The following is a 21,126-nucleotide window of genomic DNA, read 5'->3' on the forward strand; positions in this document are numbered from 1 at the left end:
AGGGCCAATCATCTGATTGGCCCTTAGCATTCTGAGTCGTTGTTTTAGTCACAAGTACTAGCTTTTCAATTCAAAGCGTAAAAACTCACTGTCTTCGTAAAGCACATTATGGCTAAATTGCTCAAACTTATACACAGAGCTTAACACTGCAGAGCGTTCATAGACACTTGCTCTGACCAAAAACGTAATCGGAGCCACCATGTTGCCTTCAGCAGAGAAGTGATTATTGAGATCCGCGGCGAGAACACAAACAAAGTCCTTACCCTGTTGAAAGTTAAGATCAACGTCGTGCGGAGAGGAAAGTAGCACAGTCAAACCCAGATCTTTCTCGATTGAGCGCACTAATAACAAATACTCTTCAAGTTGAGTCAGAGAGTCGCCCTCACTGAAATTAATCAACTCAAGGAACATCTTCTCAAGGTTATAGTTATTACCTTGTGAATGCTGAATCAATACTTTAATTTTCTTCTTCAACAGCTTATAGCGTTGCGAAGCCGCTTGCTTTTTTAGCCAAAGGCGAAACAGCGAGTTCTTGTCAGCGACATTGAGGCGACGCCCTTTATCGAGCTGATGAAATTCAATGTGTAACAAAGCACTTAGAGCCAATTCTCTAAGTAATAAATGAATGCGTTCTTGTGGTGATAAAAGAGGTTTCAAAACTACTTATTAACTAGGGTAACGAGAGAAAGACTCATGCCTATTGTGCAGGCGCTGGTTGTTGCTAACCAGATAACCATCTACTGTCTCAATGCAGCGATGTTGAGTAACCTTTTTGGGCTTGTTAGCTCAAGAGGCAAGAGAATAACCAAATATAAAATGCTTGTACAGTGGGATGAAAAACCAACAGTGCTTCCATGCCACAATTTGACTCAATTTATTAAATATTCATCGACCTTGCGGTGGATCAAGCTTCATGTTTATTTCATGCAAGCTTCAAGTTGAGTTGACTAGACTCAATAATGAGTATGCCAAAGCAAGGAGGCAGCCATGATTGCAACCCATAGAAAATACTGTTTATCCAACCGCCCTAACTTACATGCCCACTTTGAAGTTAACCCGATAGGAAAACTAGACGTGGAGATCATCGAACTTCAGGAGCATCACACTACCGAGTTTGACGATCTGACTTTCAAATCAAAAGGCAATTGTATCGAGGTGAGTGGTAAAGAACATTCCGTGCCTTGGCAATGTAATTTAGCGGTGTCTGACGCATTGGAACTCTCCACTCTTATTGAAGAAGCTAACGAAGAATACGAAGTGTTAATGCGGGATTTGATGTAGTGTCCTAAACCGATAAAGAACACTGTTGCCGTTAAACCTCCATTTTGGAGGTTTTTTATTCGCCTAAACCGACAAAATAAAATTCTTTGTCGTCTCCAATGAAAACCTTTACCGTAACGTATAGAAACTGTGAGTTCTTAATATGTTTGCCATACTTAAACTCTGGCATTCTGATCCATAACTATACCCAAGTGGCTTTGACGGTTGAGAACTGAGGTTTGAGAGCCGAGAAGCGAGAAAGGCTACTTGGGTATATTTAATGGAAGAAAAGAAAAAAGGACAGGCAGAATATATGGATGGCAACACTCCCAAGCTTTCTCTGCGCACAATTGAACCCACAGATTACCCTGAACTCGCCACACTAATGGACCTCGTTTTTCATGATGTGGGTGGATCTTGGCCACGTTTAACCATCATGGATCTGATCCATCAGTTTCCCGATGGGCAAATTTGTATTGAGGACAATGGTAAAATAGTCGGTGCTGCGCTCACCATCAAGGTCAACTACAACCGCTTCTCTTTGCCTCACCTTTACACTGATATCATCAATGAAAACAATGTGATTCAAAACCAAGTAACTGGCGATGCGATGTATGGCTTGGATGTATTTGTTCACCCTGACTATCGTGGTTTACGTTTAGGCCGCCGCTTGTACGATGCGCGCAAAGAGCTCTGTCGCAGTAAAAACTATAAGGCGATTTTAGCCGGTGGACGTATCCCCAATTACCACCAGCACGCCGATGAACTGAGCGTGACCGAGTACATCGAGAAAGTACAACGCCGAGAGTTACACGACCCGATCCTCTCATTCCAGCTTGCGAACGGCTTTGATGTTAAACGCATCATGCGTGGTTACTTGCCAGAAGATGACGCCTCACAGGGTTATGCCACCCTACTAGAATGGGACAATTTCTTTTATGAAGAAGACATTGAATCTATCCATGATGTCGAGAAAACGTTAGTCCGCATTGGTGTGGTACAGTGGCAAATGCGTGCGATGCACGATTTGAATGACCTAATCGACCAAGCCGAATTCTTTATCTCGTCACTTGCTAATTACAAGGCCGACTTTGCACTGTTTCCTGAGTTTTTCAACGCGCCACTCATGGGGCTGCAAAAAGGGCAAAATTCGGTAGAAGCAATCCGCTTTTTAGCCGAGTTTACCGAAGAGATCAAAAATCGTTTCTCTCAAATGGCGGTGACCTACAACATCAACATCATTGCCGGTAGCATGCCGGAGATCCGTGATGGTAAATTGTATAACGTTGCTTACTTATTGCAACGTGATGGTCAAATCAACGCCCAAGATAAGATCCACATTACCCCGCATGAAGAGAAAGACTGGGTCATCGATGGCGGTGACAAGGTGCATGTATTTGAAACCGATGCGGGTAAAGTGGGTATTTTGATCTGTTACGACAGTGAGTTCCCTGAACTGGGGCGCATGATGGCAGAAGAAGGGGTGCAGATCCTATTTGTACCATTTTGGACTGACACTAAAAACGGCTATCAACGGGTTCGACTCTGCTCACAAGCACGTGCGATTGAAAACGAGTGCTATGTCGCGATTGGCGGCAGCGTAGGTAACTTGCCAAGAGTGGATAACGTTGATATTCAGTACGCACAATCTGCGGTGTTCTCGCCATCGGATATCTACTTCCCACATGATGCGACGTTAACCGAAGCCAATGCCAATACTGAAATGATCATCTTTGCCGATGTCGATCTCACCAAACTCAAGCAGCTCAATACCGAGGGTTCAGTGACGAACCTCCGTCACCGTCGACTTGATCTCTATGGCGGCTTTACTTGCGCCAAAGAGGGACCAAACGAAGAGTAACCCGACCCGACAGCCAGCCGCGAGCCCAGCCTCGCGGCTTTCTCTACTCGCAACCTGTTAGCAAATAACCTTTCGCTTCGTAAAAAGGCCCACTCGGCTTACAACAAAAAGCATCAATAACCGTTACTTCCTCACAGTTAATTCGACTACGGTTGAGTAAAGTAGAACGAGAAAACTATTCTGGATGATCAAGTGCAACGCGCTAACGCTGCTTTGGAGGTCGATATGGAATTAGTGCATCATGGTGGTAAACATACGGTGACGGGTTCATGCCATGAACTCAGCTCTGATGGTCAATCTATCTTAGTTGATTGCGGTTTGTTTCAAGGCGCAGATGAGCGGCCACTAGAAATCGACTTTGCTATCGAACACATCTCTGCCCTACTGCTTACTCATGCTCATATCGATCATATTGGTCGAGTTCCTTGGTTAGTCGGACATGGTTTTTATCAACCTATCTACTGCACGGAAGCGACCGCAGAACTGATTCCACTGATGCTTGAAGATGGTCTAAAACTTCAACTTGGACTCAACAATAAAGAAGTCCAATACGTCCTCAATCAAATCGACTGTCTACTACGCCCACAACCTTATAACCAATGGTTTAGCATCGACCCAGAAGGCAAATTGCCACTTAAAGCGCGTTTTCAGCCCGCGGGGCACATACTCGGCTCCTCCTACATCGAAGTGCAGCTAGGTAATGGCGAAATCGTGCTGTTTTCCGGTGATTTAGGCCCAAGTAATACACCACTACTGCCCGACCCAATCTCACCCGAACGAGCGGATTATCTGCTGATTGAAACCACCTACGGAAATAAGCGTCACGATGAAATAGAGAGCCGCGCCGAACGGTTGAAGGCGATCATCGATCGCTCCTTAGCTGATGGCGGTGCGATACTGATCCCCGCTTTCAGTGTTGGTCGGACTCAAGAGCTATTATTCGATATCGAGCAGCTGATCTATGAGCACAAAATCGATATCAATATACCGATTATTCTCGACTCACCCATGGCGCAAAAAGTCACTGAGTCATATCGAAGCTTTAAAAAGCTCTGGGGAGAAGAAGCCAAAGACCGCCTGGCGGCTTCACGTCACCCACTGGCATTTGAGCAATGCATCACTGTCGATGACCACCGATACCATCTCAAACTGGTGAATCGACTGAAATCAACTGGCGAAGCATCGATTGTCGTGGCTGCATCTGGAATGTGTCAAGGCGGACGGATCATGGATTATCTTAAGGCGCTACTACCAGATGAACGCACGGATGTTTTGCTGGCGGGTTATCAAGCTCAAGGAACCCTTGGTCGTGCAATTCAAAGTGGTGAGATGTTAGTCGACATTGATCAAGAAGAAGTGGAAATTAACGCTCAAGTACACACGATGTCTGGCTATTCAGCCCATGCAGACCAAGCTGATTTGCTCAAATTTATTCAAGGCATTGAGCCCAAGCCTAAAATCATCCACTTAATTCATGGCGAAGACGAAAGTAAACGAGAGTTTGCTACGCAACTGCGTAATTTAGGCTATCAAGTGGTTGAGTAACTGAATAACCTCAATATGACCGATAAGAAAAGAGCTCCATCTAATACAAGAATGGAGCTCTATTGCTAAAGGGGAGTGCTAATTGACTAAATTAAGCGTGCTTACCTTTAAGCGGTAACAGGTTGATGACCACTGGCTCCACTATTCATGGCATCAGCAACAAACTGCGCCCTTGCGCCTAGAATCACTTGCACACCGTGCTTACCGACTTTGATTACGCCCATAGCACCAAGATCATTAATACCATCTTCATCAATTAATGACTGATCTTTCACTTCAAGACGCAAACGAGTGATACAGGCGCCAACAGTAGTGATGTTGCCACGTCCGCCAAGCAGTTTAGTAATTTCTGCTGCTAGCTCATCATTTTCAAGCGTGATTTCTTTACGCTCAGTATCTTCTCGACCGACCGTTTTGAAATCAAACTTACGAATCGCAAAGCGGAATACTGAGTAGTAAATCGCGAACATGCACGAGCCCCACAATAGAACGTTCACCCAGTTGGTTTTAAAGCCATCCATCGCTGGTAATACACCAAATGAAACGAAATCGATAATACCTGCAGAGAAGGTTTTACCAATATGAACATCAAGTGCATAAGTCACCGCGTAAGAGACCCCCGCCATAATGGCTGAGAACACGTACAGCAGCGGCGCAACGAAGATAAAGGCAAACTCAACTGGCTCAGTAATACCAGTGACAAACGAGGTTAATGCAGCTGAACCTAAGATGCCTGCGGCAATCTTTTTGTTCTTGTCATTGGCTTCGTGGTACATCGCTAAACACGCTGCTGGGAAAGCAAACATGTAGATAGCAAAGTTACCTGATAGGAATTTACCCGCATCAACATACTCTTCAGTTGAGAATGTTTTCACGCCATCTTCAAGCATCTTGAACCAAATCGTGTGGTCACCATTAACCACTGTACCTGCCGCGGTAGTGTACTCACCGAACGAGAACCAATAAGGGCTGTAGAAAATATGGTGCAGACCAACCGGGATCAGGGCACGCTCCATAAAGCCATAAATAAAGGTAGAGATGTACATATTACCGCTATTCGCCATATGCGAGAGCGCGTCGATACCTGATTGGATGTAAGACCAAATGTAAGGCAGGATCAAACCAATCAGGAACGCCGAAAATGCAGTAACAATAGGAACAAAGCGTTTACCCGCAAAGAAGCCAAGGAAGTCTGGTAGTTTGGTATCAAAGAACTTTTGATACATGAATGCGGCGAGTATACCGGCAATCAAACCACCAAAAACACCGGTTTGCAGGGTTGGAATGCCCATCACCATCGCATAGCGGCCACCCGCCATTGCCATTTCAGGCGTAATACCTAATGCGACGCCCATCGTGGCATTCATCACCGCCATCGCCACAATCGCCGCAAGTGCTGCAATACCAGATTCTTTGGTTAAGCCGACCGCTGCACCAACCGCAAACAGCAAAGCGAGGTTATCAAAAATAACCCCACCAGCGCGCATCATTAGCGGCATGTCGAGTTTTGCGCCGAAAGCCAATAATAGACCTGCGGCAGGGAGAATAGAGATTGGTAACATCAAAGCTTTCCCGATGGAGGAAAGCTTGGATAGACCACCTTTTAGACCTTCTATCATAGTTATAATCCATTTGTTGTTATACACGTTGCCAACAACAATTCTATCGATTGATATCCAGTCTAAGGTTGCAATTTGCTATAGGTTTGTAAGTCTGCTCTTACAATCAGTTAGCGCACGATTTCGCGCTCTACAAGTATTTGGATCATGATGATCCAAATACTCTATTTACTTGGTTTCACCCGCTGGTACAGACTAATGACCGCCAGAATAATGTAGCCGCTGATAAGACCCACAATGCCATTACCGATCACCGAATACGTTGCGGATACGTAAGGCACACTCGGTAATATGCTCAATACACCTTCTAAGCCATGATGAACGAACGGCAAGCTGTGCACTACGATTCCCCCCCCCACAAGAAACATCGCGATAGTGCCCACCACCGTCAATATTTTCATCAATTTAGGCGCAGTGGCAACTAAGCCGTCACCGAGCGAACCCATTACGCCTTTGCCTGCACTCTTACGCTGAAGATAAAAGCCAAGGTCATCCATTTTAACAATGCCCGCCACTAAGCCATACACACCGATAGTCATTAGGATGGCGATTAAACTCATCACTAACACCTGCGTAATAAACGGGTGTCCTTGCACGGTGCCAAGCGCAATCACAATAATCTCTGCCGAGAGAATAAAGTCGGTTCGGATCGCACCTTTGATTTTTCGCTGCTCATAGTCGGCTAAATCCGCTTCACTTTGTTCAATCTGTTGATCTTCCTCTGAGCCGTGAGATTCTGCATCATGGTGATGAAAAAACTTTTCATGGATTTTTTCTGCCCCTTCAAAGCAAAGAAACAAACCACCAATCAACAGCAGTGGTGTGATTAACCACGGCGCTATCGAGCTAATCAATAATGCTGCGGGAACCAATATCAGCTTATTTTTAAACGAACCTTTCGCCACTCCCCATACCACCGGAATTTCACGCTCTGCTCGTACACCTGATACTTGCTGCGCGTTAAGCGCTAAATCATCTCCTAACACGCCAGCGGTCTTTCGAGCCGCCACTTTTGACATCAATGCCACATCATCAAGCACCGTTGCAATGTCATCTAAAAGCGTCAGTAAACTAAGTCCTGCCATTGGTTACCCTTACTCATCTGCAATGCCTATCTTGCGCACGACACGCGCAAAAAATAGCTTTTAGATCATCATAAGCCAAAAACCCCGACTTGGTACGCGCATTGTTGGATGGCAAGATGTCCATGAAACAGAAAAGGCGCCATTTATGGCGCCTTTTTAAACAAATTCAGACTGTTAAAACTTAGTTTTCAGTTTTTACTATGCCTTCAATGCTTGGTCGAGATCTTGCAGAATATCTTCAATATGTTCGATACCGACAGATAAGCGGATCATCTCAGGCGATACTCCCGCTTGACGCTGCTCAGCTTCATCCAGTTGTCGGTGCGTGGTAGACGCTGGGTGACAAGCCAGTGATTTTGCATCGCCAATATTCACCAAACGTTTGAATATCTGCAGCGCATCGTAAAAACGCACCCCTGCTTGATAACCATCTTTCAGACCAAATGACAAAATGGCCGACGGTTTACCTTGCATGTACTTTTCTGCCAACGGATAGAATGGAGAGTCTGGCAAGCCAGCATAGCTCACCCAACTGACTTTCTCATGCTGCTTCAAAAACTCAGCCACTTTTAGTGCGTTTTCAGTATGACGCTCCATTCGCAGTGACAATGTTTCCAGACCTTGCATCAACATAAAGGCATTCATCGGTGACATGGCTGAGCCGGTATTACGCAGAGGTACGGTACGTGCACGACCAATAAAGGCTGCGGGACCAAATGCTTCGGTATACACCACACCATGGTAAGAAGGCTCTGGTTGGTTAAATACCGGGAAACGTTCCTTGTGCTCTGCCCAAGGGAATTTACCTGAATCAACAATAATACCGCCAAGAGTCGTCCCATGCCCACCGACATATTTTGTCAACGAGTGAACCACAATATCAGCACCAAATTCGATTGGCTTGCACAGCGCTGGCGTAGCAACGGTATTATCGACAATCACAGGAACACCTTGCGCGTGGGCAAGATCGGCTACGCGCTCGAGATCAATAATGTTTCCAGCAGGGTTGCCGATACTCTCGCAGTAAACCGCTTTGGTTTTTTCATCAATCAGTTCCGCTAAGCTCTCTGGTTTATCATCTTTAGCAAAACGAACCTCAATACCCTGCTTTGGCAGCATGTGCGCGAACAAAGTATAAGTACCACCATATAACTGTGGTGTAGAAACGATATTGTCCCCAGCCTCAGCTAAGGTAAGAATCGCGTAGTTAATCGCCGCACTACCTGCACTCACCACCAAACCTGCAATCCCCCCTTCTAGCGCCGCCATGCGCTTCTCAAGGACATCATTGGTCGGGTTCATAATGCGTGTGTAGATATTACCCGGTACTTCCAAGTTAAAAAGATCCGCACCATGTTGTGCGCTGTCAAACTCATAAGCCACGGTCTGGTAAATCGGTGTTGCAACCGATTTGGTGGTTGGATCGGTTTCGTAACCAAAGTGAATCGCTAACGTTTCGTCTTTCATAATTCATCCATGAGAGTTGCTGTGAAAGTTCGATAATGCGCCTTTCTCACTGGTGAATAAAGCAGCAAAAAAAAGAGTTTTGATATCGGTCGTTAAAAACAACTTTATCAATAGCATGATCTTGTCGCTTTTAAGGAGTAGGGATTTGCCGATGAGGAGGCCTTAAAATGCCTCATTTAGATTTCACAATCCAACTAGTATTTATCACTAGTTACTTACCCGCCAATAGATATGTTTGCCAATTCTTAGTGCAACCAATACCCATTCATATAACTGCATAACAAATCATAACAAATTCAATATTACGGATAATTCTTTAAGTTGGAGATTAATCCCCTAAATGAACTAACCATTTAGATTTTTGTGCTATTCATCACTAAGTTCACAAATATAGACTTTTTAATTTAACATTGGCGTTACATAAAGGTTAACATCCAAACCAAATCTAATTACAACAAACACAACATCTCGATTACAACCATCACTAACAGGGAAAATGCTTATGCAGTCTTTAGTTGATTTTCTGAATGGAATCATTTGGAGCCCCGCGCTGATTTACTTGTGCTTGGGCGCCGGCTTGTTTTATTCGGTCATTACACGCTTTGTTCAAATCCGTCATTTCTTTGAAATGTGGCGACTACTCTTTTCAGGTAAAAGCTCACAGAAAGGTATTTCATCTTTCCAAGCACTTGCCGTCTCACTTTCAGGTCGCGTAGGTACAGGTAACATTGCTGGTGTAGCTGCCGCTATCGGTTTTGGTGGCCCAGGAGCGGTATTTTGGATGTGGATGGTTGCCTTCTTTGGTGCTGCCACCGCTTATGCAGAATCAACACTTGCTCAAATCTATAAAGAAGATGACGATGGCCAATTCCGTGGCGGTCCTGCTTACTACATCGAAAAAGCGATGGGACAGAAGTGGTACGCGTGGATCTTTGCCATCGCGACCATCTTTGCCTGTGGTGTGCTGCTACCGGGCGTGCAATCAAATAGTATCGGGAACGCAGTCGAAGCAGCGTTTGGTTCCGGTCAAATGATCGAAACTGCAGTCGGTACTTTTAGCTTTGCTAAAATTTTCACTGGTACAGTCATCTCTATCATTCTAGCGTTCATCATTTTTGGCGGTGTAAAGCGTATTGCTCATTTCACACAGATCGTCGTGCCATTTATGGCACTGGCGTACATAGTGACGGCATTCGTCATCATCCTACTTAACATCAGTGCGGTTCCTGTCATTTTCGCCATGATTATCGAAGATGCTTTCTCGCCAATGGCTGGCTTTGGTGCAGCAATTGGTTGGGGTGTGAAACGCGGTGTTTACTCAAATGAAGCGGGCCAAGGTACAGGTCCTCACGCTGCCGCTGCCGCTAACGTTGATCACCCTGCGCAACAAGGCTTAGTACAGTCGTTCTCAATCTATATTGATACGCTATTAGTTTGTTCCGCAACTGCGTTTATGATCCTAATCACTGGTGCTTACAACGTACACGGTGCTGGTGAAGCATTCTTGATTCAAAACGTTGCCGCTGAAATCAGTGCTAATGGCCCAGTATTTACTCAAATGGCGATTGAAAGCGCTTTACCAGGCGTTGGTAAGCCGTTTATTGCTGTGGCTCTATTCTTCTTCGCCTTCACCACAATCTTGGCTTACTACTACATTGCAGAAACCAACATCGCTTATATCCGCCGTACTTTCAAAGTGAGCGGCCTGATGTTTATTCTAAAGCTGGTATTAATTTCAGCGGTCTTCTACGGTACGGTCAAAACTGCCAACCTTGCGTGGGCAATGGGTGATGTGGGTGTCGGCTTAATGGCATGGCTTAACATTGTCGGTATCTTGATTATTTTCTTCTTGTCAAAACCAGCGATCAAAGCACTAAAAGATTACGAAGAACAACAAAAAGCAGGTGTAACAGAGTACACATTTAACCCTGTAAAACTGGGGATCAAAGGTGCTGACTACTGGGAAGATCGCTACCGCCGAGAGCATGGTGATCCAAAAGCCCCAGTAGATAAAGAAGTCGACGTAGAAGTGCTCAATAACACTTCATCATAATAAACCATCCCAATATGATGGGCATGGTATAAGAAAAATCAGTGGTATATAGCTGTACTACTCTATGGCATCACTCGATGCCTAGATCTAAAAAAGGGGCTAACCAAATGGTTAGCCCCTTTCTTTTCAAAACGACTCGCGTTAATTACGCAGTTGCTTGCTCTGCTGCAACGATAGGCTTAATGCGTTTCTCACCGATTGGTAGAACTACGCGACCGAATTCGTTGTTTAGTACTTGAGCCATTGCAAAGTAAATTGCGCTTGCGCCACAGAAGATACCTTCAATACCAGCGATAGTGCCGATTACTGTGCTACCAGTGAAATCGCGAGCTGCTAGTAGGAAGAATAGGATGGTTAGAGAACCAAACACTACTTGCTTCGCTGTTGGGTAGCATAGTGAGCCAATGAACATGAAGCCAGTGAAGATACCCCATAGAGTTAGGTACCAACCCATGAAGCTGTGTGGGCTTGCTGCTAGGCCCATTTCAGGCATTACTAGTAGACCAACTAATGTCAGCCAGAATAGACCGTAAGATGTGAACGCTGTTGTACCAAACGTGTCACCACGCTTAAAGCACATCATACCTACAAGTACTTGACCTAGGCCACCGTAGAAGATGCCCATAGCCAGAATCATAGAGTCAATTGGGAAAAAGCCTGCGTTATGGATGTTTAGCAGGATGGTTGTCATACCGAAACCCATCAGACCTAATGGTGCTGGGTTAGCCAGTTTTGTAGACATGGGGGCGTACCTTTCAAAAAATGTGATAAAAATTACGCGCAGATTTTAAATGTGCTTAGAACAAACACAACAGCAATAGACTGAAAACTTATATTACACAAATAAACAATTCATCATATTTCAATGAAAACACCACCATTTTTCACGAAAAACCAGAAAATACACGACAAAATGCCGCTAAATTTTCAATCATCCCCGCCAATATTTGAGTGAAAAATCAGCAATTTTCATGCTAATTGCTAACAAAATATACAAAAAAACCAGCCCGAAGGCTGGTTTTACTGTTTTGATCTTTACATCAAATACGCAAACTCATTACCAAATAGTTGGAGCAGTCAACAAGGTTACTACTGCAAATATAACGGCAATATTATTCCCATTCGATTGTCGCTGGTGGCTTACCAGAGATATCGTAAACAACGCGAGAAATGCCATCTACTTCGTTAATGATACGGTTAGAAACCTTACCTAGGAAGTCGTATGGTAAGTGTGCCCAATGCGCAGTCATAAAGTCGATGGTTTCTACTGCACGTAGTGACACTACCCAGTCGTATTTACGACCATCGCCCATTACACCTACAGAGCGTACTGGTAGGAATACGGTGAACGCTTGCGATACTTTATTGTATAGGTCTGCGTTGTGTAGCTCTTCAATAAAGATAGCGTCAGCACGACGTAGCAAGTCACAGTACTCTTTCTTGATCTCGCCAAGAACGCGTACACCTAGACCAGGGCCTGGGAATGGGTGGCGGTATAGCATGTTGTACGGTAGACCTAGCTCAAGACCAATCTTACGTACTTCATCTTTAAATAGCTCACGTAGTGGCTCAACAAGACCCATCGCCATATCTTCTGGCAGGCCGCCCACGTTGTGGTGTGATTTGATCACGTGCGCTTTACCCGTTTTAGAAGCCGCTGATTCGATTACGTCAGGGTAGATAGTACCTTGCGCCAACCATTTAGCGTTTTTCAGCTTCTTAGATTCTTCATCGAATACGTCTACGAAAACGTGACCGATAGTCTTACGTTTCTCTTCTGGATCCGATTTGCCTTTTAGGGCTTCTAGGAAACGCTCTTCGGCATCAACTTTAATGATGTTTAGGCCAAACTTATCGCCAAACATATCCATTACTTGCTGACCTTCGTTTAGACGAAGTAGGCCGTTATCAACGAATACACATGTTAGTTTGTCGCCGATTGCACGGTGAACCAGCATCGCTACTACTGAAGAGTCAACACCACCAGATAGACCAAGGATAACTTCGTCGTCACCTACTTGCTCTTTGATACGTGCAACTGCATCTTCAATGATAGATTCAGAAGTCCACAGACGCTCACAACTACATACGCCAAGAACAAAGTTCTCTAGCATTTGCAGGCCGCCTTTGGTGTGCGTTACTTCTGGGTGAAATTGTACGCCGTAGTATTTCTTCTCTTCGTTCGCCATCGCAGCGTAAGGACAAGTGTCCGTTTCGCCAACTTTTACGAAGTCTGCAGGGATTTCTACTACTTTGTCGCCGTGGCTCATCCATACGTCTTGAGTAAGCTCAAGATCTTTAAAGATTGCAGATTCACCAGAAACTTTAACTTGTGCGTAGCCGAATTCACGTTCAGTAGAACCCGCTACCTTACCACCTAGTTGCTCCGCCATAGTCTGCATGCCGTAACATACACCTAGTACTGGCACGCCAGAGTCAAATACGTATTGTGGAGCGCGTGGAGAGTTTTCTTCTGTTACGCTTTCAGGACCACCAGATAGGATGATGCCATCTGGGTTGAATTCACGAATATCCGCTTCTTCTACATCCCAGCTCCATAGTTCACAGTAAACACCGATTTCACGAACACGGCGTGCAACAAGCTGAGTGTATTGAGAACCGAAGTCCAGGATCAGAATACGTTGGTCATGGATATTTTTAGTCATTTTGAGCAGTCTTATAAGCTAGGTTATGAAAACGAGGCGAGTTTACCCGCCTCTTATCAATGCTTCAAGGAAAAAAGCAAACGTTTACGTCAGATATATAGATTTTATTTTTACTTCAGTATTTCAGCTAAGAGCAAAGAGAAAGCGCGCCGTTTATAAGCATAAATGAGCACTTTCGATGCCGCTATTAAGTGAAATAATCAGTAAAAAATTAACCGCGACGGTAGTTTGGTGCTTCCTTAGTAATTTGAACGTCGTGTACGTGCGATTCAGCCATGCCCGCACCTGAGATGCGAACGAATTCCGCTTTAGTACGCATGTCTTCGATCGTTGCTGAGCCAGTAAGACCCATGCTTGAACGTAGACCACCCATTTGTTGGTGAACGATCTCTTTAAGTAGACCTTTGTATGCGATACGACCTTCAATACCTTCTGGTACTAGCTTGTCTGCTGCGTTGTCAGACTGGAAGTAACGGTCAGAAGAACCTTGCGACATTGCACCTAGTGAACCCATGCCACGGTATGCTTTGTAAGAACGACCATTGTAAAGAATCACTTCACCTGGAGCTTCTTCAGTACCTGCAAACATAGAGCCAACCATCACACATGATGCACCCGCTACGATTGCTTTACAGATGTCGCCAGAGAAACGGATACCGCCGTCAGCGATAACTGGGATACCGAATTCGTTTGCTACTTCTGCTGCATCTGCGATAGCCGTTACTTGAGGAACGCCAACACCAGTTACGATACGAGTCGTACAGATAGAGCCAGGGCCGATACCCACTTTAACTGCGCTTACGCCAGCTTCGATCAATGCACGAGCGCCAGCACCTGTTGCTACGTTACCACCAATGATGTCTAGATTTGGATGCGCAGCGCGAGTTTCGCGAATACGGTTTAGAACACCTTCAGAGTGACCATGTGAAGAGTCAATAAGTAGTACGTCAACACCAGCATCAACTAGCGCTTGAACACGCTCTTCGTTACCAGCACCAGCACCAACTGCTGCGCCGACACGTAGGCGACCTTGCGCATCTTTACATGCGTTTGGTTTGGTTTCTGCTTTATGGAAGTCTTTTGCGGTGATCATACCGGTTAGCTGGAACTCATCGTTCACTACCAATACTTTTTCAACACGCGCTTCATGCATTTTCTCTTGAACTTCAGCACGCTCTGCACCTTCTTTAACCGCTGCAAGGCGCTCTTTAGGTGTCATTACTACTGATACTTTCTTAGAAAGGTCTGTTACAAAGCGAACGTCACGACCAGTGATGATACCCACTAGTTCGTTGCTTTCAGTTACGACAGGGAAGCCTGCAAAACCGTGCTTCTCAGTTAACGCAACTACGTCTGCAATCGTTGCATCTGGACTTACTGTGACCGGATCGGTAACCACACCTGATTCGTACTTCTTAACCGCACGAACCTCAGCAGCTTGCTGCTCAATTGACATGTTTTTGTGGATAAAGCCAATGCCACCCTCTTGCGCTAGCGCGATTGCTAGACGAGCTTCAGTAACGGTGTCCATAGACGCCGAAATCATTGGGATGTTTAGGGTGATGTTCTTAGTTAACTGAGTGCGAAGATCAGCTGTGTTTGGGAGAACAGTGGAGTGAGCTGGCACGAGTAGTACGTCATCGAATGTCAGCGCTTCTTTGGCAATTCTTAGCATTTGCAATATCTCACAATAGATAGGTAGAAAGAAAATCCAATCTCATCGTTTCGCATAATGAGTACAGAAAGTAAGGAAACTTTGCTGCATTTGGATTAGATATTGCGGAGGGATTATACGGTGAAGATTGTCGCTTGACCACAAATTTATTTAATTTTTTTCTTGCATTTACCCCCTTGCTATGTATTATATTGCCGCTAATTTCCATACTCACGCCTACGAGATTAGCTGTGTCATCTCTGACCAATCAAAATATCTTTACCGTATCGAGACTTAACGCAGAAGTGCGCCTTTTGCTTGAGAATGAAATGGGGATCGTTTGGTTAGTTGGTGAGATATCTAACTTCTCCGCACCAGTCTCTGGTCACTGGTACTTCACCCTTAAAGATGCTCGCGCCCAAGTCAAATGTGCCATGTTCCGTGGTAACAATCGACATGTCTCTTTCAAGCCAACCAATGGCAATCAAGTCTTAGTTAAAGCCCGTCTGTCTCTCTATGAGCCACGTGGTGACTATCAATTGATCATCGAAAGTATGCAGCCTGAAGGTGATGGTCGTCTGCAACAGCAATTTGAAGAACTCAAAATGAAGCTGGCAGCGGAAGGTCTATTTGCTCAAACCAGTAAACAGCCTTTACCAGAACATCCTAAATGCGTGGGTATTGTTACCTCAAAAACCGGCGCTGCACTGTTTGATATTCTTGATGTATTAAAACGTCGTGACCCTTCATTACCTATCATCATTTATCCAACCATGGTGCAAGGTGAAGAAGCGGCGATTCAAATTGCTCAAGCGATTGGTTGCGCTAATAGCCGCAATGAATGTGATGTATTGATTGTCGGTCGTGGCGGCGGCTCATTGGAAGATCTGTGGTGTTTCAACAATGAAATATTGGCGCGCACCATTGCGGCCAGCCAAATTCCGATCATCAGTGCGGTAGGTCATGAAGTTGATGTCACCATCGCTGACTTTGTTGCGGACATGCGTGCACCAACACCTTCTGCCGCAGCTGAACTCGTTAGCCGAGATAACAGCCACAAAGCACAAGGTTTAGCGACTCGTGAGCAGAAACTTTTTGCCGCGATGCGATACTACTTTGCCGAGCAGAAACAGAGCTTGCGTCAACTAGAGCACCGCTTAGATAGACAACATCCAAAGCAGCAGTTGCAGCGTCAAAGCCAACAGCTTGATGAACTGGACGGTCGTCTTCAACGTGCGATGCAGCGATTTATTGCTCAGTATCAACAGAAAATCGAGCGCCAGCTACACCGTATTCAGCTGCACTCGCCCGCTAAACGTCTTAGTGCACAACAGGCAGCACTCGCTCGCGTTGAACAAAAGCTTTTAGATGCAATGGACAGAAAGTTACTCAAATCTCGTCATCAACTTGCGCTAGCGGCTGAAAAACTCGATACGGTAAGCCCACTGGCAACACTTAAGCGCGGTTACTCGATCACCCAAACAGAACACGGCGATGTGGTTCACTCAGCGCAAGATGTAAAAACGGGCGATACACTGATCACCCGTTTAGCTGATGGCAAACTACGTTCAACCGTCAATTAATCTACTTTTTTCTCAAACTCGAACCGTACTCGCGACTTCGATTTAAGCTCATTGCAGCTATTGCAAAAGTAGTTCGCGGCACCGCATGCCTGCAACTTTTCCAGTTGTGCCTGACAATCAGGGCAATAACCGACCTTTAGAAATGACTCTGTACAGTTGTTACAGTGGTAGTACCCTTGCCAATCAAGTTCTTGCTGGCATTGCGGGCACACATTCTCACACATTATTTTTCCCTCATGGTTCCACTGGATCCTATTGTGACGGCATGTCGCACATCGCTCTATGATCTTTGTCACGTCAACATAGCCGTCACATTGCGAGCATCGATTAATTGACTAAAAAGCACTCTATCTGTCAAGATGATCTTCATAAGATCATCTGCTAAATCCATTTTGATCAGCGATCTACCCCAAAAAGAATATTTATATAACCACATACCGAAAGCATAAGTTACATATCCTGTTTTTGGATTTTAATCGATATTAAAATCTTAAATATGAATTATAAAGCCACATTTAAAGAATTTAATAAAAAGATCGCATTATACTGTTGCTGCAATTACATCGGTCTGCATTTCAATGTAATTTGGACTCGTTTCGCGCAGGTTCACTCTAATACTCGCGTATTCTTTTAAGCTGTGAACATGGGTACCGCCGCAAGGAATCTCGGCAAGGTTGCCGTTACCTAAATCACAACGCCAGTAGCGTGAGTCGGTTAAAGCTTCACCATCACAGTGCATAACCACCTCGCTTCCCTTCGACAACCAACCACTAACCATCTGATTTACATGATCTTCTATCGATTTAAGTTGCTCGGAAACATCCGAACTATTAAGGCCGCGTTTACGTAGGGTTTTACCTAAACGGTAACTATCTAAACATTTGTCAGCGGATACAAAGCTGGTCTCTTGCGCGTAGTTATTAAAGTCATAACTGCCGAGCGTATCTTTGCGATCGGCGTCTTTACGCCAGTAACCTTGTTCGGTTAGCACTTTGTTTAGAGCCAAAAAGGCAAGATGACCTGCACTGTGGCCTCGACTTAATGCTTGTTGATACGCCTTATCAACCGTTAAAGCCAGACTATCTCCAGTAGAAAATACTGCATTTGTATTTTCTACCACGTGAACCACTACAAATGCCCAGCCTGCCTCATCACGTTTTACAGGAATGGCTTTATCAACGTAGAGAGTATTACTCGCAAGTTCTACTGCCCCCACTAAACAATCGACTAACGGGTATTCGGTACCATTCAATGCTAGCGTGCCTCTATCCGCTGGGTGATCAGGCCAAATATGGCTAACTGGATGAAACGGCGTTTTATCGGTGACGATATAAATGACATCATCCGTAATTTGGGCAAATTGGATTTGCGCGGTAAGTTGCCAAGTTTGATGGCAGAACTGGATAATAGTTGGCGTTACATTCATTGTAATTTCGATTTCGTTATTCTGTAGAGATAAAAAAAGCGCCTACATTGTAGGCGCTTTTCAAGTAAATCGTTAGTCGTTACTTTTTACGGTTTTTAACCATGCTCATTAGGCGTTTACGATTACGCTCTTGAGACAGTGTCATTTTGGTAGTCTTACCTTCAAATGGGTTTTCACTGTTTTGGAACTGGATACGAATTGGGGTACCCATGATCTCTAGCGACTTACGGTAATAGTTCATCAAGAAGCGCTTGTATGAATCTGGTAGTTCGCGTACTTGGTTACCGTGGATAACGATAATTGGTGGGTTGTAACCACCCGCGTGTGCGTATTTTAGTTTCACGCGGCGACCACGAACCATAGGTGGCTGGTGATCATCTGTTGCCATCTTCATGATACGAGTCAGAACTGAAGTACCTACACGTGTCGTTGCTGACTTGTATGCTTCTTGTACTGATTCAAATAGGTGACCAACACCTGTACCGTGCAGCGCTGAGATAAAGTGAATACGTGCGAAGTCTACAAAGCCTAGACGACGGTCTAGTTCTTTCTTCACGGATTCTTTTACATCGTTATCCAGACCATCCCACTTGTTCACAGCAAGCACAATCGAACGACCTGCGTTTAGTGCAAAGCCAAGTAGACTTAGATCTTGATCTGAAATGTTTTCACGTGCATCGATGATCAAAAGTACCACGTTGGCATCTTCAACCGCTTTTAGCGTTTTAACGACTGAGAATTTCTCAACTGTTTCGTTAATACGCGTACGACGACGTACACCCGCAGTATCAATCAGTACGTACTCACGACCATCACGCTCCATCGGAATGTAGATAGAGTCACGCGTGGTTCCTGGCATATCGTAAACAACCACACGTTCTTCACCTAGAATACGGTTAGTTAGGGTTGATTTACCTACGTTAGGACGACCGATAATCGCCAATTTAATTGGCTGATCTTGCAAGCGTTTGAATTCAGCTTCTGCTTCTTCTTCGCTGTAGTCCAATTGCTCTTGCTCTTCGTCTTCAAAGTCAGTTAGATCGGTGATCTCACCTTGAGTCTCTTCAGCAAATTTTTCTGCAAATGGGTTTAGCGCAAGATCGATAAGCGCCGCAACACCACGACCGTGAGCCGCCGCAATTTGGTACATATCTTCCATACCTAATTGCCAGAACTCAGCACTCGCTGCATCTGCGTCGATACCATCGATTTTGTTTACAACCAGCATCGCTGGCTTTTCAAGTTTGCGTAGGTGCTGTGCGATAGCTTCATCCGCAGCAGTTAGACCTGCACGGCCATCTACCATAAATAGCACTACATCAGCTTCGTCAATCGCCGCTAGCGACTGCTGAGCCATTTTAGTTTCTACGCCTTCTTCAGTGCCATCGATACCGCCGGTATCGATCACAATAAATTCATGCTCACCAAGCTTCGCTTGGCCATATTTACGGTCACGAGTTAAGCCAGGGAAGTCCGCCACTAGCGCATCACGCGTACGAGTTAAGCGGTTAAACAACGTAGACTTACCTACGTTCGGACGCCCTACAAGAGCAACAACAGGAACCATAACAACCTCTACAATATTCTATTCTTATGTAGTTATAGGTAACGACTGACAAGATTGCATCCCGCCAAATTGTTACCTATAGCAACACCAAATTTGGTTAATTCTTTGTTTTATATAAACAAAACGACTCCTAACTGTCACCAGCCAGGAGCCGAATGTGAATTATATCACGAAATTATTCGCTGAGCGTTAGTTTCTTTACATTGCCATTGCGGGTAGTAATTACGAAACCATCATCCAGCTGAACTGGCGCGACAGCAAAACCACCGCCACCTTCACTTTCCATCGCAACAAACTCACCTGTGCTGCGATCCACCCAGTATAGGTAGCCTTCGCTATCACCTACCACTAAGTAATCACCCATCACTTTAGGTGCAGTCAAAAGACGGTGCTCTAGCTGCTTATTCGTCCAAAGTTCAGTACCGCTGCGCGCATCGACAGCGACCAAGTGATCTTTGTCAGTCACAAGGAAAATACGACTACCGTCGTTTGCCATGTCGGTTGCAGAAGAGTACGTACGTTTCCAACCCGGCTGACCAGAGCGTAAGTCGATTGCGGTTAGTTGACCATTGTAACCCACCACAAATAAAGTGCTGCCCATCAACATAGGCGATGCATCAACATCGACGATACGATCAATTTCAGTCGCGCCTTTTGGCGTACCAATAGGTTGTTGCCAAATCAGTTGACCACGTTGAACGATAGCGGCTGCAAGTCGACCATTTGCCGTACCCCAAAATACACCACCGGAGATAGTCGTCGGTGCACTGGTGCCACGTAGTGTCAGCGTTGGAACTTCAGTGCTAATCGCCCACTTCTGTTTGCCATCTTGCTGATCTAAAGCAATCAACACACCTTCACTGGTATGTACCATAACGAGGTTGTCATCAGTCGCAGGTGCCGATAGCACCTCACCTTGCACTGAAGAACGCCATAGCAGCTCGCCAGTTTCTTGGTTAAGAGCAATGACTTCACCGTTTTCACTACCAATAAACAATTTATCGTACGCGGGTGTAATACCACCAGATAGGCGAGCTGGAACATCGTCTTCTAAATCAATCGCCCAAAGACCATCTCCCGTTTCCGGGTTCAGAGCTTTGACTTCACCATCGCGACTTGCCACAAATACTTTGTCATAAGCATACGCGGGTGCCAGTTTTGAGAAATACTGGTCAACACCACTACCAATTGACGCACTCCATACCGATGAGGTAGAAAATTCGTTATCTACTTGCGGTACAGGCGCCATGATAATGGTGTCTTCTTCACTTGCACAACCAGCCAACACGCCGATTACTGCAACAGTCGTCAATGCCTTATTCAGCAATTTCTTCATGCAA

The 21,126-nt window shown here is 45.1% G+C and carries 16 protein-coding genes; 5 read left to right on the plus strand and 11 right to left on the minus strand.

Annotated elements, in window-relative coordinates; all coding sequences use genetic code 11:
- Nucleotides 1–57: 57 nt before the first annotated feature.
- Nucleotides 58–657, minus strand: coding sequence for a DUF2913 family protein (locus IRQ95_RS16335; protein WP_194437918.1), 600 nt, complete (start codon nt 655–657; stop codon nt 58–60).
- Between the two features lie 330 nt (nt 658–987).
- On the opposite strand from IRQ95_RS16335, the gene IRQ95_RS16340 reads away from it, so the two are divergent.
- From IRQ95_RS16340 to IRQ95_RS16350, 3 genes are all read left to right on the plus strand, one after another.
- On the plus strand, nt 988–1,281 hold the full coding sequence (locus IRQ95_RS16340; protein WP_194437919.1) for a hypothetical protein: 294 nt from the start codon (nt 988–990) through the stop codon (nt 1,279–1,281).
- 292 nt (nt 1,282–1,573) lie between these two features.
- Entirely contained in the window at nt 1,574–3,121 is a 1,548-nt protein-coding gene (locus tag IRQ95_RS16345; protein WP_194437951.1) for a bifunctional GNAT family N-acetyltransferase/carbon-nitrogen hydrolase family protein, read from the plus strand.
- 225 nt (nt 3,122–3,346) lie between these two features.
- The gene (locus IRQ95_RS16350; protein WP_194437920.1) at nt 3,347–4,666 is read left to right on the plus strand and encodes an MBL fold metallo-hydrolase RNA specificity domain-containing protein; all 1,320 of its coding nucleotides are present in this window, start codon (nt 3,347–3,349) and stop codon (nt 4,664–4,666) included.
- 107 nt (nt 4,667–4,773) lie between these two features.
- Here the strand turns inward: IRQ95_RS16350 and IRQ95_RS16355 are convergent, their stop codons facing one another.
- The 3 genes from IRQ95_RS16355 to IRQ95_RS16365 all read right to left on the minus strand — a co-directional run bounded on the left by IRQ95_RS16355 (nt 4,774) and on the right by IRQ95_RS16365 (nt 8,837).
- Nucleotides 4,774–6,285 carry a PTS transporter subunit EIIC gene (locus IRQ95_RS16355; RefSeq protein WP_194437921.1) on the minus strand — a complete coding sequence of 504 codons (1,512 nt, stop codon included), beginning with the start codon at nt 6,283–6,285 and terminating at the stop codon, nt 4,774–4,776.
- Between the two features lie 164 nt (nt 6,286–6,449).
- On the minus strand, nt 6,450–7,370 hold the full coding sequence (locus IRQ95_RS16360) for a DUF808 domain-containing protein (protein WP_194437922.1): 921 nt from the start codon (nt 7,368–7,370) through the stop codon (nt 6,450–6,452).
- A 198-nt stretch (nt 7,371–7,568) separates the two neighbouring features.
- Nucleotides 7,569–8,837: an O-acetylhomoserine aminocarboxypropyltransferase/cysteine synthase family protein gene (locus tag IRQ95_RS16365; protein WP_123783155.1), complete on the minus strand. Its 1,269-nt coding sequence runs from the start codon at nt 8,835–8,837 to the stop codon at nt 7,569–7,571.
- Between the two features lie 502 nt (nt 8,838–9,339).
- On the opposite strand from IRQ95_RS16365, the gene IRQ95_RS16370 reads away from it, so the two are divergent.
- Entirely contained in the window at nt 9,340–10,890 is a 1,551-nt protein-coding gene (locus tag IRQ95_RS16370; protein ID WP_194437923.1) for an alanine/glycine:cation symporter family protein, read from the plus strand.
- 145 nt (nt 10,891–11,035) lie between these two features.
- Here the strand turns inward: IRQ95_RS16370 and IRQ95_RS16375 are convergent, their stop codons facing one another.
- The 3 genes from IRQ95_RS16375 to guaB all read right to left on the minus strand — a co-directional run bounded on the left by IRQ95_RS16375 (nt 11,036) and on the right by guaB (nt 15,231).
- A complete protein-coding gene (locus IRQ95_RS16375; RefSeq protein ID WP_194437924.1) occupies nt 11,036–11,632 on the minus strand; it encodes an acetate uptake transporter in 597 nt (198 codons plus the stop codon).
- Between the two features lie 370 nt (nt 11,633–12,002).
- Entirely contained in the window at nt 12,003–13,556 is a 1,554-nt protein-coding gene (gene guaA / locus IRQ95_RS16380; RefSeq protein WP_194437925.1) for a glutamine-hydrolyzing GMP synthase, read from the minus strand.
- A 211-nt stretch (nt 13,557–13,767) separates the two neighbouring features.
- Complete coding sequence (guaB, locus tag IRQ95_RS16385; RefSeq protein WP_194437926.1) at nt 13,768–15,231, minus strand: IMP dehydrogenase; 1,464 nt, start codon at nt 15,229–15,231, stop codon at nt 13,768–13,770.
- 230 nt (nt 15,232–15,461) lie between these two features.
- On the opposite strand from guaB, the gene xseA reads away from it, so the two are divergent.
- Nucleotides 15,462–16,793 carry an exodeoxyribonuclease VII large subunit gene (xseA, locus tag IRQ95_RS16390; RefSeq protein WP_194437927.1) on the plus strand — a complete coding sequence of 444 codons (1,332 nt, stop codon included), beginning with the start codon at nt 15,462–15,464 and terminating at the stop codon, nt 16,791–16,793.
- Here xseA and IRQ95_RS16395 read toward each other — a convergent pair.
- The 4 genes from IRQ95_RS16395 to bamB all read right to left on the minus strand — a co-directional run bounded on the left by IRQ95_RS16395 (nt 16,790) and on the right by bamB (nt 21,122).
- Nucleotides 16,790–17,017 carry a zinc ribbon domain-containing protein gene (locus IRQ95_RS16395; RefSeq protein WP_194437928.1) on the minus strand — a complete coding sequence of 76 codons (228 nt, stop codon included), beginning with the start codon at nt 17,015–17,017 and terminating at the stop codon, nt 16,790–16,792. The two genes, xseA and IRQ95_RS16395, sit on opposite strands and share 4 nt — an antisense overlap.
- Nucleotides 17,018–17,334: 317 nt before the next feature.
- Nucleotides 17,335–18,219, minus strand: a complete 885-nt coding sequence (locus IRQ95_RS16400; RefSeq protein WP_194437929.1) for an alanyl-tRNA editing protein — start codon at nt 18,217–18,219, stop codon at nt 17,335–17,337.
- 79 nt (nt 18,220–18,298) lie between these two features.
- Nucleotides 18,299–19,786: a ribosome biogenesis GTPase Der gene (gene der, locus IRQ95_RS16405; protein ID WP_194437930.1), complete on the minus strand. Its 1,488-nt coding sequence runs from the start codon at nt 19,784–19,786 to the stop codon at nt 18,299–18,301.
- 175 nt (nt 19,787–19,961) lie between these two features.
- Nucleotides 19,962–21,122 (minus strand): outer membrane protein assembly factor BamB, encoded by a 1,161-nt coding sequence (gene bamB, locus IRQ95_RS16410; RefSeq protein WP_194437931.1) that lies wholly within the window; start codon nt 21,120–21,122, stop codon nt 19,962–19,964.
- Nucleotides 21,123–21,126: the final 4 nt, after the last annotated feature.

Source organism: Vibrio fluminensis (genome assembly GCF_015278125.1).
GTDB classification, from domain to species: domain Bacteria; phylum Pseudomonadota; class Gammaproteobacteria; order Enterobacterales; family Vibrionaceae; genus Vibrio; species Vibrio fluminensis.